General features: G+C 67.4%; 14 protein-coding genes. 10 read left to right on the top strand and 4 right to left on the bottom strand.

Features of this window, described 5'->3' with window-relative positions; all coding sequences use genetic code 11:
- Position 1 precedes the first annotated feature (1 nt).
- Positions 2–838, top strand: a complete 837-nt coding sequence (locus ABIC21_RS10585; RefSeq protein WP_354350353.1) for an alpha/beta fold hydrolase — start codon at positions 2–4, stop codon at positions 836–838.
- A gap of 367 nt (positions 839–1,205) precedes the next feature.
- Here ABIC21_RS10585 and ABIC21_RS10580 read toward each other — a convergent pair whose 3' ends face one another.
- Together ABIC21_RS10580 and ABIC21_RS10575 are read right to left on the bottom strand one after the other, a co-directional pair.
- Positions 1,206–1,994 (bottom strand): type 1 glutamine amidotransferase, encoded by a 789-nt coding sequence (locus tag ABIC21_RS10580; protein ID WP_354350352.1) that lies wholly within the window; start codon positions 1,992–1,994, stop codon positions 1,206–1,208.
- A complete protein-coding gene (locus tag ABIC21_RS10575; protein ID WP_354350351.1) occupies positions 1,991–3,280 on the bottom strand; it encodes a Mur ligase family protein in 1,290 nt (429 codons plus the stop codon). Before ABIC21_RS10575 ends, ABIC21_RS10580 begins: the two co-directional genes overlap by 4 nt.
- Positions 3,281–3,372: 92 nt before the next feature.
- On the opposite strand from ABIC21_RS10575, the gene pdxT reads away from it, so the two are divergent.
- From pdxT to ABIC21_RS10530, 9 genes are all read left to right on the top strand, one after another.
- Positions 3,373–4,074: a pyridoxal 5'-phosphate synthase glutaminase subunit PdxT gene (gene pdxT, locus ABIC21_RS10570; protein WP_354350350.1), complete on the top strand. Its 702-nt coding sequence runs from the start codon at positions 3,373–3,375 to the stop codon at positions 4,072–4,074.
- A gap of 3 nt (positions 4,075–4,077) precedes the next feature.
- Positions 4,078–4,833: a YebC/PmpR family DNA-binding transcriptional regulator gene (locus ABIC21_RS10565; RefSeq protein WP_354350349.1), complete on the top strand. Its 756-nt coding sequence runs from the start codon at positions 4,078–4,080 to the stop codon at positions 4,831–4,833.
- On the top strand, positions 4,830–5,408 hold the full coding sequence (gene ruvC / locus ABIC21_RS10560) for a crossover junction endodeoxyribonuclease RuvC (RefSeq protein ID WP_354350348.1): 579 nt from the start codon (positions 4,830–4,832) through the stop codon (positions 5,406–5,408). The genes ABIC21_RS10565 and ruvC overlap by 4 nt, the downstream gene beginning before the upstream one ends.
- Before the next feature lie 93 nt (positions 5,409–5,501).
- Positions 5,502–6,149: a Holliday junction branch migration protein RuvA gene (gene ruvA / locus ABIC21_RS10555; protein ID WP_354350347.1), complete on the top strand. Its 648-nt coding sequence runs from the start codon at positions 5,502–5,504 to the stop codon at positions 6,147–6,149.
- On the top strand, positions 6,142–7,254 hold the full coding sequence (gene ruvB, locus ABIC21_RS10550; protein WP_354350346.1) for a Holliday junction branch migration DNA helicase RuvB: 1,113 nt from the start codon (positions 6,142–6,144) through the stop codon (positions 7,252–7,254). The genes ruvA and ruvB overlap by 8 nt, the downstream gene beginning before the upstream one ends.
- A gap of 234 nt (positions 7,255–7,488) precedes the next feature.
- Positions 7,489–7,896 carry a preprotein translocase subunit YajC gene (gene yajC, locus ABIC21_RS10545; RefSeq protein ID WP_354350394.1) on the top strand — a complete coding sequence of 136 codons (408 nt, stop codon included), beginning with the start codon at positions 7,489–7,491 and terminating at the stop codon, positions 7,894–7,896.
- Between the two features lie 106 nt (positions 7,897–8,002).
- Complete coding sequence (gene secD / locus ABIC21_RS10540) at positions 8,003–9,769, top strand: protein translocase subunit SecD (protein ID WP_354350345.1); 1,767 nt, start codon at positions 8,003–8,005, stop codon at positions 9,767–9,769.
- Positions 9,770–10,792 carry a protein translocase subunit SecF gene (secF, locus tag ABIC21_RS10535; RefSeq protein ID WP_354350344.1) on the top strand — a complete coding sequence of 341 codons (1,023 nt, stop codon included), beginning with the start codon at positions 9,770–9,772 and terminating at the stop codon, positions 10,790–10,792.
- A 174-nt stretch (positions 10,793–10,966) separates the two neighbouring features.
- Positions 10,967–13,360, top strand: coding sequence for a RelA/SpoT family protein (locus tag ABIC21_RS10530; protein WP_502935986.1), 2,394 nt, complete (start codon positions 10,967–10,969; stop codon positions 13,358–13,360).
- 27 nt (positions 13,361–13,387) lie between these two features.
- Here the strand turns inward: ABIC21_RS10530 and ABIC21_RS10525 are convergent, their stop codons facing one another.
- Together ABIC21_RS10525 and ABIC21_RS10520 are read right to left on the bottom strand one after the other, a co-directional pair.
- Positions 13,388–14,068 (bottom strand): hypothetical protein, encoded by a 681-nt coding sequence (locus tag ABIC21_RS10525; protein WP_354350342.1) that lies wholly within the window; start codon positions 14,066–14,068, stop codon positions 13,388–13,390.
- Between the two features lie 118 nt (positions 14,069–14,186).
- A complete protein-coding gene (locus ABIC21_RS10520; protein ID WP_502935985.1) occupies positions 14,187–15,869 on the bottom strand; it encodes a DUF349 domain-containing protein in 1,683 nt (560 codons plus the stop codon).
- Positions 15,870–15,878 lie beyond the last annotated feature (9 nt).

Here is a 15,878-nt window from a genome sequence, read left to right as displayed (position 1 = left end):
CGTGGGCAAAGTATCGAGGGCGGACCGGGAACCCCGGAACGGGACCCTCCCGAACGGCATGGACTACCTGAGCTGGGGCCACGGCCCGAAAACACTCCTCTTCATCCAGGGCGGCCCGGGCAGCACGGTTCCCAAGGGAATGATGCGACAGATGTTCCGGCGGCAGTTCGATGCCTTTCTCCACGCCGGATACGCCGTCTGGATTGTCACCCGGCGACGTGGCATGCCGCCGGAGCACAGCATCGCCGACATGGCGGACGACTACGCGCGGCTGATCGACGAGGAGTTCGGCGGGCGCGTCGACGTCGTCGTGGCTGAATCATTTGGCGGGATGATCGCCCAGTATCTCGCCGCCCGGCATCCCGACTCCTTCGGCCACATCGCCATGGTGGTCACGGCCGCGGAGCTGAGCGACTGGGGCAAGGACGTCGATTCCCGGATGGCCACGGCCCTGGCGGGCGGTGACACGAACGGCGCCGCGACGGTCTTCGCCGAGTATCTGCTGCCGGGCCGGCGGATGATGTTGGTGCGGCGGCTGATCGGGCCCCTTATCAGCCGTCGGCTCCTCAGCGGATCCGACTTCCCCTCCCAGGATGTGCTCACCGAGGTGCGGGGCGAAATGACCTTCAATTCCCGGGCGGTGCTCCCGCACATCCGGCGGCCCGTGCTGCTGATCTGCGGCGGCTCCGACCAGTTCTTCCCCCGCGACGTCGCCCAGGAAACGGCCGGGCTCATCGCGGACTGCACCCTCGTCTGGTACGAGGGGAAGGGCCATCTCCGGACAGCCTCGAGCGGACGCATCGCGCGGGACGTGCTGGCGTTCGCCGGCCGCAGTTGAGGCTCGGCCGGCGGGCAGGACGGACGCTGCCGTGGCGGCCGCGCCGTGGCTGTTCCTGGCGTCCTTCCCGTGCAACGAGCGCATCAGCCAGAAGGAGTCGAAGACCGGCCGGGATGCCATCGTTGCGGCCTGGCAGGACGCCCCGACCGCGGGTCTGACAGGTCGTGCCGGCACTGTCAGCTCGTCGTGGAACCGGCCGGCAATCCTTGTCGGCATCGTCGCCGTCGTGTGGGCGGACCTTTCGGCGTTCGGCCGACCTGAACGCGGACCCGGTCGCCGGAAGCGTGCGGGTCGCCGGAGACGCGCTCGGGTCGCCGGAACGTTCCGGCGACTGTGCCGCTTTCCGGCCATTTGGCGTCCGGTGACGTCAGCGCGGGCGGCGGGCGGCGTGCTCGCGGGCGAGGACGGCGTAGGAATCGTCCGGGGCGCCGGGGGAGAAGCTGCCGTATTTGCGTTCCACGGCGGTCCGGATGAGGAAGTCCGCCAGTGCCGGGTTCTTGGGCAGCAGGGAACCGTGCAGGTAGCTCGCCACGATGTTCCGGTAGCGGGCGCCTTCCTGGCCGTCGTTGCTGTTGTTGCCGGTGCCTTTGGCCGTGGTGCCCAGCGGCGACACGCCGGGACCGAGCGTGGTCTGCCCGCTGTGGTTCTCGTACCCCAGAACCGTGCCGAACTCGGGGGAGGACACCGCCACGTTGCCGATCAGCCGCTCGTCCGTGCCGTGGGCCTCCACGTCCAGGATGCCAATCCCAGGGATGACGGATCCCGTCCGGGTCTTGAAGAACTTCCCGAACAGCTGGTAGAGGCCGCAGATCACCAGCATCGGGGTGCCGGCCTCGGCCAGGCCCTTCAGGACTGACTCGCGCGACAGCAGGTCGTCCTGGATGACGAGCTGGCCGCTGTCCTGTCCGCCGCCGCCGACGATCAGGTCGATGTCCGAGGGAAACGCGTCGCCGACATTATACTCCAGCAGCTCCGGGGTGTAGCCGTGCCAGCGCAGCCGCTGGGCCAGCACCAGGGCGTTGCCCCAGTCGCCGTAGATGTTCATGTCCCGCGGGTACAGCTGCAGAACCCGGATGGTGCCCTTGCTGGGCGCCGGGGATTCCTCCGGCGGAAGCTCGTGCCCGAAGGAGAGGCTGGAGTCGGGCTGGGGGGTCATGAGACCACCTCCACTGTGGTGATTTTGGACAGCTCGCGGCGAATGGCCAGCATCGCTGTGTAGGTGCAGAAGACCCGCTTCGGTTTGTCCCTGGCGCCGCTGATGAAGGACGCCAGTGCGGGGGCAATCTCGGTGTCCACCGCGCCGATCGCGACGTCGTCGTACTGCAGCCGCAGCGCCATGTCGTAGGCGCGGGACCCGCTCAACTGGTCCACGCCGCCCTCGCGGAGGGTGTCGAATTCCACGTCCCAGAGCCAGGACATGTCCCGGCCGTCGGCATAGTTGTCGTTGATCGCGATCATCGTGGCGTACCCCGCGGCCGGGAAGGACTTCAGCCCGAGGCGGAAGCCGCTGGGGTTCTTCACCAGCACCAGGTCCAGCGGCAGGCCGTCGACGACGAGGCTCTCACCTCGCCCGAACGCCGGCGCCACCTCGGACAGGGCCGTCAGCAGGCCCTCGTTGTCCGCCAAAGCGCCGTCCCTAACCGCAATGGCCCTGGCCAGGGTCAGCGCCGCTGCGGCGTTGAAGATGTTGTAGACGCCGCGGAGCTTCATCGCCGTGGTGGCCGTGACGCCGTCGTACTCAAAATCCGCGTCCGCCGCACCGACCCGGCGCAGCACGACGTCGGCGTGCGGCTTCGCGGGGGCCGACGGCACCGGGCTGCCGGGGGCGGCCCGCATCTCGTCGTCGTTCGGGAACGTGCTCAGCAGGGAGTCGTCAAGGCCGAAGTAGAGGACCTCGGGGCCGGAGACGGTGTCCGCGATTCGTGCGACGCGCGGGTCCTCGCGGTTGAGTACCACCGTGCCCGTGGTCTTGGAGGCGATGTGCTGCAGCAGCTGCGCGGTCTTGTCGATCTCGCCGAAGCGGTCCAGCTGGTCCCGCAGTACGTTCAGCAGAAGGCAGTAGCGCGGCGGCACCTGGTTGACGAAGTGCACCGCGTGGGCCTCATCCAGTTCCAGCACGGCGACGTCGGCGTTCAGCCGGCCCCGCCAGTCCACCTCGCCAAGCAGCGCAGCGGCCACGCCGCGGGTGAAGTTGCTGCCGGTGCGGTTCGTGAAAACCTTCAGGCCCTGGCTCTCCAGCAGTTCCACCACCATCTTCGTGGTGGTCGTCTTGCCGTTCGTGCCGCTGACGACGGCGACGCCGTGGGGGAGCGTGGACAGTGTCCTGCGCATGAAGCCGGGGTCGATTTTTTCCACCACGAGCCCGGGAAGGGCAGAGCCTCCGCCCCTGAGCCGGGAGACCCGGCGGACGAGCTTGCCGAGCGGAACGCTGAAGTAAAACATGCTTTGTAATATATCCCAGCGGCGGCATGGAAGCCCGCCGGGAGGCGGCAGCGCTTGCCCGGGTCAGGGGCAGCGAGCATTATGCTGTTCGGATGACCAACCCCTTCTCTGTGCCTCCTTCCCGCGTGGGAACTGGGCTGCGGATCGGCGTCCTGGCACTCCAGGGCGACTTCCGCGAACACCTCCAAGCGGTGGAAGCCGCCGGTGCCACGGGCATCGGCGTCCGCCGGCCGGCCGAACTCGACGGCCTCGACGGACTCATCATTCCCGGCGGCGAATCCACCACCATCGACAAGCTGTCCCGCGCCTTCGGGCTCCGCGACCCGCTGCGCCAACGCATCCACGACGGACTGCCGGTCTACGGTTCCTGCGCCGGGATGATCCTCCTCGCGGATGAGATCACCGACCCCGCGAAGGACCTCGCCGGCAACCCGCAGCAGACGTTCGGCGGACTTGACATCACGGTGCGCCGCAACGCCTTCGGCCGGCAGCGCGAATCATTTGAGACGGATCTGGACTTCAAGGGCCTCGACTTCAGCGCCACCGAAAACGGCGTGGCTCCTGTCCACGCGGTCTTCATCCGCGGACCCTGGGTGGAGCGCGTCGGCGCCGGCGTGGAGGTCCTGGCCACCGTGGAACCTTCCAAGGCGTCCCACCCCGAGGCGCTGGCCGGGACGGCTAGAATTGTTGCTGTGCGTTGCGGCAAGCTGCTGGCAACCTCCTTCCACCCGGAAGTGACGGGCGAGAAGCGTGTGCACGAATTGTTTATCCGAATGATCAGAGGAGAAGCGTAAAGCATGTCAGGCCACTCCAAATGGGCGACGACCAAGCACAAGAAGGCCATCCTCGACAGCCGCCGGGCCAAGTCGTTCGCCAAGCTGATCAAGAACATCGAAGTTGCCGCACGCATGGGCGGCCCGGACCTCGCCGGCAACCCGAGCCTGGAACTCGCCGTCACCAAGGCCAAGAAAACTTCGGTCCCCGCTGACAACATTGACCGCGCCATCAAGCGCGGCGCCGGCCTCACTGGCGAAGTCGTGGACTACACCGAGATCATGTACGAATGCCGCGGACCGCAGGGCTCCGCGCTGCTGATCGAATGCCTCACGGACAACAAGAACCGTGCAGCCTCCGAGGTCCGGCTCGCCATCTCCCGCAACGGAGGCACCATCGCCGACCCCGGTTCCGTCAGCTACCTCTTCTCCCGCAAGGGCGTTGTCTCGCTGCCGAAGAACGGCCTGACCGAGGACGACGTCCTCATGGCCGTCCTCGACGCCGGCGCCGAGGAAGTCAAGGACAACGGCGACAGCTTCGAGATCCACTCCGAGCCGACCGACCTGCAGGCCATCCGCGATGCGCTCAAGGAAGCCGGCATGGAGTACGACACCGACGAGGCCGAGTTTGTGCCGTCCATGGAAGTGCCGCTGGATCTCGACGCCGCCAAGAAGTTCATGAAGCTCGTCGACGCCCTCGAGGAACTCGACGACGTCCAGAACGTCTACAGCAACGCCGACCTCAGCGACGAAGTGCAGGCCGCACTGGAATCCGAGTGACCCTCCGCGTCCTCGGCGTCGATCCGGGCCTCACCCGCTGCGGGATCGGCGTCGTGGACGTCGAAAAGAACCGCCGCGCCACCATGGTGGCGTTCGGCGTCGTCGGAACCTCCCCGGAGGAGAGCCTGGACCAGCGACTGCTGGTCATCGCCACCTCCATCGACGAATGGCTCGACCAGTACGAACCGCACGTCCTCGCCGTCGAACGCGTCTTCTCGCAACTCAACGTCAGCACCGTGATGGGGGTCGCCCAGGCGTCCGGGGTGGTGATCGCCGCCGCCGCACGCCGCGGCATCCCGGTGGCCCTGCACACCCCGTCCGAGGTGAAAGCAGCCGTCACCGGCAGCGGCACCTCGAACAAGGAGGCGGTCACCAAACTGGTCACCAAAATCCTCCGGCTCGACGCCCCGCCCCGGCCGGCCGACGCCGCCGACGCCCTCGCGCTGGCAATCACCCACGCCTGGCGGGCCGGGAGCGGAGCCGCCGTCGCCACCACCGGACCCGGCAGCCTGTCCCTGACCCCGGCCCAGCGCGCCTGGGCCGACGCGGAGGCCAAAGCGCGCCGTGCACGCTGAATGTCCGGGCTGCTTGCTAGGGTATTCGTAGATATGTTCGGATAGCCGGGTCTTCCCGGTTCTATTTTCAGCTGAATTTTCAGGAGCCCGGCTTTGATCAGTTTTCTCCGCGGAACCGTAGCGCACGTCGGCCTGTCCTCCGCCGTGATCGACCTCAACGGCGCCGGCATGAGCGTGAACGCGACCCCGCAGACCCTCAGCAGCCTCCGGGCGGGCGAGGAGGGCAAGCTTTTCACCTCCCTGATCGTCCGGGAGGACTCCCTCACCCTCTTCGGGTTCACCAGCGACGACGAACGCGAGGTGTTCGACATCCTGCTTAGCGTCAGCGGTGTCGGTCCCCGCCTGGCGCTGGCCGTCCTGGCCGTCCACGAGCCCGAAGCGATCCGCGTCGCCGCGCACTCCGGCGACGGCAAGGCCTTCACGAAGGTGCCCGGCATCGGCCCCAAGGTCGCCGGCCGGATCGTGCTGGAACTGGCCGGCAAGCTCGTCCCGCACGGAACCGCCGCCGGCGCCACGGCCCCGGCCCCATCCTCCGAAACGGTGTGGAAGCCGCAGGTCGTTGCCGCCATGACGAGTCTGGGCTGGTCCGAGAAGGACGCCACGTCCAGCATCGACAAATCCCTGGCTGATTCCCCCGAACTGGCCGAGAACGGCAACGTGGCCGAGATCCTGCGCGCCACCCTCCGCTGGCTGGGCCAGGACGGCGCCCGCGCCGGAAACAGGGTAGGCGCCCGTGGCTGAGCCGTCGATTGTCGCCGGGGGAGAGGAACCGGAGGAGCGGGTCATCGAAGCCGCCCTCAGGCCCAAGAACCTGCACGACTTCGTCGGCCAGCACCGGGTCCGCAAGCAGCTCTCCCTCGTCCTGGAGGCCTCGCGCATGCGAGGCCGCAGCGCCGACCACGTCCTGCTCTCCGGACCTCCCGGGCTGGGCAAAACCACGCTCTCCATGATCATCGCGGCCGAGATGAACGCCCCGCTGCGGATCAGCAGCGGCCCCGCCATCCAGCACGCCGGGGACCTGGCAGCCATCCTGTCCTCGCTGTCCGAAGGAGAAGTGCTCTTCCTCGACGAGATCCACCGGATGTCCCGGCCGGCCGAGGAAATGCTCTACATGGCGATGGAGGACTTCCGGGTCGACATCGTCGTCGGCAAGGGTGCCGGCGCCACCGCCATCCCGCTGGAGCTCCCGCCCTTCACCCTCGTGGGCGCCACCACCCGCGCCGGCCTGCTGCCCGGGCCGCTCCGGGACCGCTTCGGCTTCACCGGCCACCTCGAGTTCTACTCCGTGGGCGAACTGGAGCTCGTCCTCCGGCGCTCCGCCGGACTCCTGGACCTCAAGGTCAATTCCGCCGGCTTCAGCGAAATCGCAGGCCGATCCCGCGGCACGCCCCGTATCGCCAACCGGCTCCTGCGCCGGGTCCGAGACTGGGCGCTGGTGCACGGCATCGAGCAGATCGACGCCCGCGCCGCCTCCGCGGCGCTGGACATGTATGAGGTCGACAAGCGCGGCCTGGACCGTCTCGACCGTGCCGTCCTCGAGGCACTCATCCTTAAATTCGGCGGAGGTCCCGTCGGCTTGTCCACCCTGGCCATCGCCGTCGGCGAAGAAACCGAAACGGTGGAGACCGTCGCCGAGCCGTACCTCGTCCGCGAAGGGCTGCTGGGACGCACGCCGCGGGGGCGCATCGCGCTCGCGCCGGCCTGGACGCACCTCGGCTTCGCCGTGCCTCCCGGAATCTTCGCCCAGGACCCGCTTGAGCTCTTCCCGGCCGGGGACGACGGCCCTGACCCGCAGGGCGGGCTGGGCCAGGACGCTGATCCGGAATGGATCCGTAATAGTCAATAGCACCGCTCGTTAACCTTTTCCCTTTAGACTGGTATGACGCTCGGCACGTTCGGGTCTTTGTTTCTGTGCGCGGCCAACACCTGGCCGCCGCCGGCTCGGCATGTTTCCCAGCCAGCCCGGAGCGAAGCGGACGTTGCTGTACAACCAGCTACGCAAGTACAGAACGGAACTATTCCTGTGTTCGGACTTATTTCTGCCCAGACCCAGCCGCAGGCCGGCGGCGGCATCGACATCATGACCATCCTGCTGTTCGCCATGCTCGGCGTCTTCGTCTTCATGATGTTCCGCCGCAACAAGAAGACCCAGCAGCAGCAGGCGCAGCTCCAGTCGAAGTTCGCTCCGGGTGTCGAGGTCATGACGAGCTTCGGCCTGTACGGCCGCATCGTGGAAATCGACGATGAAGAGAACAAGGTCCTGCTGGAACTCTCCCCGGGCAACACCGCCACCGTTCACCGCCAGGCTGTCACCAAGATCGTCGAGCCGGTTGTCGCCGCAGAGGAGCCCACGGTCGTTCCCAACGATGCCTCCTCGCTCACCGTCGACAAGGCCGACAGCGCCGCCCCCGTCAGCGACGCCCCGCGCGACGAGACGCCGGACGAAACCCTGCGCCGCCTCAACGACGAAGGCAAGAAAGACAGCTAGTCTGCCTGTTTGAGCTATCCCGCGAAGTAACGGCTGCGGGCCACCGCCGGAGCGGCCCGACCGGGCCGCCCGGCGGTTTCCTCCGTAAATAATAGAAAGATCGACAATGGCACGAACTGGCCCCAAAAACTCAGCCCTCAGGGTGCTGGTCTGGCTCGGCGTTATCCTCGCCGTCCTGACCGCCGTCCTGGCAGGCGGCACGATGGCCGGCCAGGCGAGCTGGGCTCCCAAGCTCGCCTTGGACCTTGAAGGCGGCACCCAGATGATCCTGGCGCCCAAGGTTGAGGGCGGTTCGGACATCACCGAAGAACAGCTCAACCAGGCCGTGGCGATCATCCGCCAGCGCGTGGACGGCTCCGGCGTCGCGGAAGCTGAAATCAGCACGCAGTCCGGACGCAACGTCGTCGTCAGCCTGCCGGGCACCCCCTCCAAGGAAACCCGGGCGCTGATCCAGGCGTCCGCCGACATGAACTTCCGGCCCGTCCTCCAGGCCGGTCCGGGCGCAGCCGTCCCCGCGGAGTCCCTGACCCCGGACGACCAGCTGCCCCAGCCCACGGCTGAGCCCACCAACGGCAGCGACGTGAACTGGATCACCCCCGAAATTTACAAGAAGTTCGAAACGCTCGACTGTGACAACCCGTCGCAGGACAAGCAGGAACGCTCCGACCCGGCGCAGCCGCTGGTCACCTGTGAACCGGCCTCCGCCAACTCGCCGGCGATCAAGTACATCCTGGGCCCGGTAGAGGTCAAGGGCGCCAACATTGCGGGGTCCACCTTCCAGCTGCAGCGCGGCGCCCAGGGGGCCGTGACCAACGAGTGGGCTGTCAACATCCAGTTCAACGACGAAGGCACCGCCAAGTTCAAGGAAGTCACCGAGCGGCTGTACCAGTTCTACATCGCCGGCGGCGGCCAGGGCGGCTCGGATCCGAAGTCCCAGTTCGCGATCGTCCTCGACGACCAGGTCATCTCCGCTCCGCGGTCCCTCGCGGTCATCACCGACGGCCGTCCGCAGATCACCGGCGGCTTCACCGAGCAGTCCGCGAAGGCCCTCTCCGACCAGCTCCGTTTCGGCGCCCTGCCGATCAGCTTCGAAATCCAGAGCGAACAGCAGATTTCGGCAACGCTCGGTGGCGAGCAGCTCCGGATGGGCTTGCTCGCCGGCCTGATCGGCCTGCTGCTGGTGGTGGTGTACTCCCTCTTCCAGTACCGGGCACTGGGCCTGGTCACCGTCGCCTCGCTCGTGATGGCCGGCGCGCTGACGTTCCTGGCGATCGACATCCTGGGCTGGACCGAAAACTACCGGCTGTCCCTTGCCGGCGTCGCAGGCATCATCGTGGCGATTGGCCAGACCGCGGACTCGTTCATCGTCTACTTCGAACGAATCCGTGATGAGCTCCGGGAAGGCCGTGGCCTCGTCTCGGCCGTCGAAAACGGCTGGAAGCGCGCCAAGCGCACCGTCCTGGCCTCCAAGGCCGTCAACCTGCTGGCCGCCCTGGTGCTGTACTTCGTGGCAGTGGGCAACGTCCGCGGCTTCGCGTTCACCCTCGGCCTGACGGCCATCGCTGACCTCATCGTGGTCTTTATGTTCACGCACCCGACCCTGCAGCTGCTGGCCCGCACCAAGTTCTTCGGTGAAGGCCACCCGCTCTCCGGTCTGGACCCGAAGAGCCTCGGCGCCGTTCCGCTGTACCGGGGGGCGGGCCGGTTCCGCACTCCCGCGGACAAGCCGGCCCAGGTTGCCGCGCTCCGCGCCAAGAACACCGGCGCCACGGCTGAGGCCGAACGCCGGATGACCATTGCAGAACGACGCCTCGCGGAACGACAGGAACAGCTTGCTGGCTCCTCCAAGAGCACGTCCAAGGAGGGCAACTAAATGGCCACCAGCTTCGCCAATTTCGGCAATGAGCTCTACACGGGCAAACGCTCGTACGATTTCGTGGGATCCAAGAAGATCTGGTTCCTGATTGCGGCTGTCCTCGTGGCGCTGTCGATCCTGCTGCCGGTAGTCAAGGGCGGCTTCAACCTCGGCATCGAATTCCGCGGCGGCTCGGAATTCACGGTTTCCAACGTGAAGACCACCGACGCCGCGATCGGCGAGAAGGCCGTCGAGGACGTTGTCGCCGGCAGCATCCCGCGGGTGGCGAACGTCGCCGGCAACACGATGCGGATCCAGACGGACAAGCTCACGGAAGATGAGACGCTCCAGATCAAGGCGGGCCTCACCGAGGCCTACGGCGTGACGGACAACGAGGTGACGTCCACCTTCATCGGACCCACCTGGGGTGCCGACGTCACCAAGCAGGCCCTGCTGGGCCTGGCGATCTTCGTCGGGCTCGCCGCCGTGCTGATGGCGCTGTACTTCCGGACCTGGAAGATGTCGCTCTCGGCGATCGTGGGCATGCTGGTGACGATGTTCATCACCGCCGGCGTCTACGCCCTCAGCGATTTCGAAGTGACCCCGTCGGCCATCATCGGCTTCCTGACGGTGCTGAGCTACTCGCTGTATGACACCGTGGTGGTCTTCGACAAGATCCGTGAGAACACTGCGGACCTGCAGGCCTCCACCCGCCGGACCTTCGGCGAGGAAGTCAACCTGGCCGTCAACCAGACCCTGGTCCGCTCCATCAACACCATGATGGTGGCCATCCTCCCGGTCGGCGCCATCCTCTTCATCGGCGCCGGGCTGCTGGGCGCCGGAACGCTGCGGGACCTCTCGCTGGCACTGTTTGTCGGGATCCTGATCGGCACGGCGGCCACGATCTTCATCGCCGCGCCGCTCTACGCCTGGCTGCGCCACAGCGAACCGGAACTGGTCAAGCAGGCCGAGCGCGTACACCACCGCCGCGCCCAGGCTGCTGCCAAGGCCGACTCCCCGGCGGAGCCGGCCACGGCATAGCCGCCCCGGTCCTGCCGGACCGGTCACCGCAGCCGGACAACCCGCTGGTACCGGACGGGCCGGAGAACGTCATTCGTGACGCTCTCCGGCCCGTCGCCGTATCACCGCCGGTTATCGAAGTATCCTGCTGCGGGAATACACTGGAAGAATTAACGGGTTCGGAGAGGTGCTCCATTGGAAGAACGTTCGACGCCGGTGCCATCAGCGCCGGCGGATAAGGCTCCAGGCCAGGGTACGCAGACTGGTGTGGTGGCTCCCGGACGCGCCGATCCGCCGGTCCCCGTGGACAGCTCGGGCGCACGCCCCACCTTCCCCGGCCGGCGTGAACGCACCCGCTCCCGGCTCGCCCGCCTGACCGGGCGCGGCGCGCCCGCCTATTCCCCGATTCTTGAGCCGCTGCTGCGAACCGTGCGCGCCAACAACCCCAAAGAGGACTTCGACCTCATCCAGCGCGCCTTCGTCGTGGCGGAGCGCTGCCACCGGGGCCAGAAGCGCAAGAGCGGCGATCCCTACATCACGCACCCCGTGGCGGTGGCCACCATCCTGGCGGAGCTGGGGCTCAGCGGAACCACGCTGGCCGCGGCGCTCCTGCATGACACCGTCGAGGACACCTCGTACACCCTGGAGGACCTGAAGGCCGAGTTCGGGCCGGAAGTCGCCATGCTGGTGGACGGTGTCACCAAGCTGGACAAGGTCAGCTTCGGCGAGGCCGCGCAGTCTGAAACCGTGCGCAAGATGGTCGTGGCCATGGCCAAGGACATCCGCGTCCTGATGATCAAGCTGGCGGACCGGCTGCACAACGCCCGGACCTGGCGGTTCGTCTCGGCCGAGTCCTCGGCGCGCAAAGCCCGGGAGACCCTGGAAATCTTCGCCCCGCTGGCGCACCGGCTCGGCATGAACACGATCAAGTGGGAACTCGAGGACCTCTCGTTCGCGGCCCTTTACCCCAAGGTCTACGAGGAAATCGTGCGCATGGTGGGGGACCGGACCCCCGAACGCGAAAAGAACCTCTCGGTCATCCGGAACCAGATCACCGAGGACCTGCGCGAGGCCAAGATCAAGGCCACCATCACGGGCCGGCCGAAGCACTACTACTCGATCTACCAGAAGATGATCGTCCGGGACAAGGATTTCGACGACATCAATGACCTGATGGGCGTCCGCGTCCTGGTCGACTCCGTCCGGGACTGTTACGCCGCCCTGGGCGCCATGCACTCGCGCTGGAACCCACTCCCCGGGCGGTTCAAGGACTACATCGCGATGCCCAAGTTCAACATGTACCAGTCGCTGCACACCACGGTGATCGGCCCGGGCGGCAAACCCGTGGAGATCCAGATCCGCACCCACGAGATGCACCGCCGCGCCGAGTACGGCGTGGCCGCGCACTGGAAGTACAAGGACCAGCCGAACCGGGCCGCGGCCGGGCCCGGAAGTCCGCGCGACGGCGACATGGGCTGGCTCCGATCGCTGGTGGACTGGCAGCAGGAAACCTCCGACCCCGGCGAGTTCCTGGACTCCCTGCGCTTTGAAATCAACGCCCGGGAAGTCTTCGTCTTCACCCCCAAGGGTGAGGTCATGGCCCTGCCCGCCGGCTCCACGCCCGTGGACTTCGCCTACGCCGTCCACACCGAGGTGGGCCACCGGACCATCGGCGCCCGCGTCAACGGCAAGCTGGTCCCGCTCAACAGTGAACTGAACCACGGCGACTGGGTGGAAATCTTCACCTCCAAGGCTGAAGGCGCCGGGCCGAGCCAGGACTGGCAGCACTTCGTCAAGAGCGCCCGGGCCCGCAACAAGATCAGGCAGTGGTTCAGCAAGGAACGCCGCGAAGAGTCGATCGACCGCGGCAAGGAACTGCTGACCAAGGCCATGCGCAAGCAGAACCTCCCGCTGCAGCGCCTGATGACGCATGACGCCCTCGCCGCGGTCGCGGAGGATTTCAAGTACGTCGACATCTCCGGCCTCTACGCAGGGGTGGGTGACGGGCACACCTCTGCCCAGTCCGTCATGGAACGCCTGGTGGAGAGCCTCGGTGGGAATGACACCCCCGAGGACGACCTCACCGAGGTCTCCATTCCTACCCAGGTCACCAAGACCCGGTACTCCGATTCGGGCGTTGTGGTGCGCGGCGTGGACGACGTCTGGGTCAAACTCGCCCGCTGCTGCACCCCGGTGCCGCCGGACCCGATCCTGGGCTTCGTCACCCGCGGCTCCGGCGTCTCCGTGCACCGGACGGACTGCACGAATGTCAGCGGGCTGCTGGAGCAACCCGACCGGATCGTGGAGGTGGAGTGGGCGCCCACACAGTCAAGCGTGTTCCTGGTCGAAATCCAGGTCGAGGCCCTCGACCGCAAGTCGCTGCTCTCGGATGTGACCAGGATCCTGTCGGAAAACCACGTCAACATCCTGGCCGCCAGCGTGCACACGTCCACGGACCGGGTGGCCATCTCCAAGTTCGCCTTCGAGATGGGCGACCCCAAGTACCTGAGCCACGTCCTGAGCGCTGTCCGCCGCATCGACGGCGTCTTCGACGTCTACCGGACCACCGGCAATCGGCGGCGCAGCTAAGGCCGGACGAACGGTCGTGGTCCGGCGCTAAGGCGCCGGGCCGGCCCGCACCTGCTCGAGCTTCGCCAAGGCGGCCTTCCTGTACGGCATGCCCGGGGTGGCTTCGACGGCGTGCATCAGCAGCCGCAGCCTCAGGCCCAGCTCAGGTTTGCCCAGAAGCGCCCGCAGGGCCGGCACAGCCCGCCCGGATTCGACGTGCAAGGCGACGTCCACCGCGGTCCGCAGCGGGCTGGAGACCATCAGTCCGCCGAGGCTCACGACGTCGAACGGGCCCAGGCGCACCTCATGGAAGGTGCAGCCCCGGGTCGACCGGAGACTGGAAATCCGCCGGTTGGCGTCCACCAGCATGGCGAGCCGGTCCGGTTCCGCGGCGCAGCCATAGATCCAAGCTGCCGTCATCCTCCCCGCGACGACCCGCTGGCGGACGGCCGGACCTATCAGGACGGACGCCGCGCGGGCCCGGAGCTGCGGAGTGGGCCGGGTGCCGGGCGGCAGATAGCCGCGCTGGTACAACTGCGTCAGCACGCCGTCGGACGCCATCGCCTGCAGCTCGGGCCAGGAGAACAGCACACCAGGGGAGTACAGCTCGGACGCGGCCAGATTGGCCGGGGCCAGCTCGGACGGGGCCAGGTTGGGCGGTGCTGGCTTGGGCTGGGCCAGGTTGGGCGGTGCTGGCTTGGGCGAGGGCGGGCCGTGAAGAATGACCATTCAGCCATCCTGTCCGCTCCCCGGCAAAGCAAACAGGCCCCGACCCGGTCATGTGGATAACCGGAGCGGGGCCTGCCACGCCTGATTCAAAAGAAGCCGGGTGCTGTGGTGCTTGTTGCTAGGAGAGCTCGCTCGCAGACTTCTCGAGCTGTTCCAGCCAGGCCTCACGGGCCTCGAGGGCTTCCCTGGCGGCCTTGATCTTGCGCTCGTCGCCGGCCCTCTCGGCCTTGGCCAGGTCATCCCGGAGTCCGGCGATGGCCGACTCCAGCTGTGACAGCGCGCTGTTGGTGCGTGCCTTCGTCTCCGGGTTGGAGCGCTTCCAGTTCTCGTCCTCGGCGTGGCGTACGGCGTCTTCGACCTTCCGCAGCCCGGCTTCGACGCGGCCCATGTCGGCGCGGGGAACCTTGCCGGCTTCTTCCCAGCGGTCACGGATGGACTGGAGCGCCTTCTTGGTGGCGGCGAGGTCCTTGATGGGAAGCAGTTCGTTGGCTTCCGCGAGCAGGGCTTCTTTGACCACCAGATTGGCGCCGTATTCCTGGTCGATCTCGTCGTTTGCCGCCTGGCGGTTGGTGAAGAAGACGTCCTGCGCGGCCCGGAATCGTGCCCAGAGGGCGTCGTCGTCCTTGCGGCTGGCGCGCGGCGATGCCTTCCACTCGTCCATCAGACGGCGGTATTCACCGGCGGCAAAGCCCCAGTCGGTCGAGGACGACAGGGCCTCGGCCTCGGTGATCAGCTTCTCCTTGGCGGCCTTGGCGGCCGAGTTGGTGCTGTCCAGCTGGGAGAAGTACGCGCGGCGGTGCCGGTCAAAGACGGTGCGGGCGGCACGGAAACGCTTCCAGAGGGCATCCTCGTTGCTGCGTCCAAGCCGGACGCCGCTCTTCTGCGCGGTCTTCCAGCTCTCGAACAGTTCGTTCATCCGGGCGCTGGAGGTCTTCCACTGGATCTGGGCCGGGTCGTGGCCCGCGATCTCTTCAGCCTCGGCCACGATCGCCTCGCGGGCGGCCAGTTCGGCGGCGCGGACGGCGTCGTGTTCGGCTTTCTCGGCCTTTTCGAGTTCGGAGATCTGCGTGGCAAGGGTGTCCAGGCGGGCCTCGGCGGAGCGAAGGTCGCCCACCATGTTGCGTTCGGCAAGCTGTTCGCGCAGGTGGGTGACGGTCTTCTGCATGTCCGTGGCGGGCGCCTTGGAGCTGACGCGCTGTTCCAGCAGGACAATCTGCGCCACGACGTCGTCGTACTTCCGGGCGAAGTAGCCCAGGGCCTCGTCATCGCTGACGCCGGGGTACTGGCCGACGGGATGCTCCTCGCCGTCGACGGTCAGGAAGACATGGCCGTCGCCCTCGACGCGGCCCCAGCGGGCCGCTTCGGCCAGTGAGGCGGCAGAGGACACGGCGGCCGGTGCGGCGGCCGGAGCGGCGGGGGAGGGCTTTGCCTTCGGCCGGGCGGCGAACGCTGCCGGTGAGGGGGCGGGACGCGGAGCGGCGGGAGTAGCCGGAGCCTCCGGTGCAGCCTCCTCGGCAGGAGCCTCCGCAGCAGTTTCCTCGGCGGGAGCCGGAGCAGCTTCCTCGGCCGGAGCCTCCGGTGCGGCTTCCTCGGCGGGAGCCGGAGCAGCTTCGGGTGCGGCCTCGGCCGTCGTGGCCTTCGCCTCGGGCTCGGCTGCCGACTCCGGCACCGTGCTTGTGGGAGTGTCTGTCGCCTGAACTGTGCCCTGTTCTGTGCTCAGTTCTGCGAACCCAGCCTCAGTTTCGGTCTCGTTGGCAGCTGCTGCTGACACTGTTTCGTCGGATTTCTGACTGTCTGTCACCGCTAGAAG

Source organism: Pseudarthrobacter sp. PvP090 (assembly GCF_040547365.1).
GTDB lineage: Bacteria > Actinomycetota > Actinomycetes > Actinomycetales > Micrococcaceae > Arthrobacter.
This window is presented reverse-complemented; position numbering and strand designations above follow the sequence as displayed.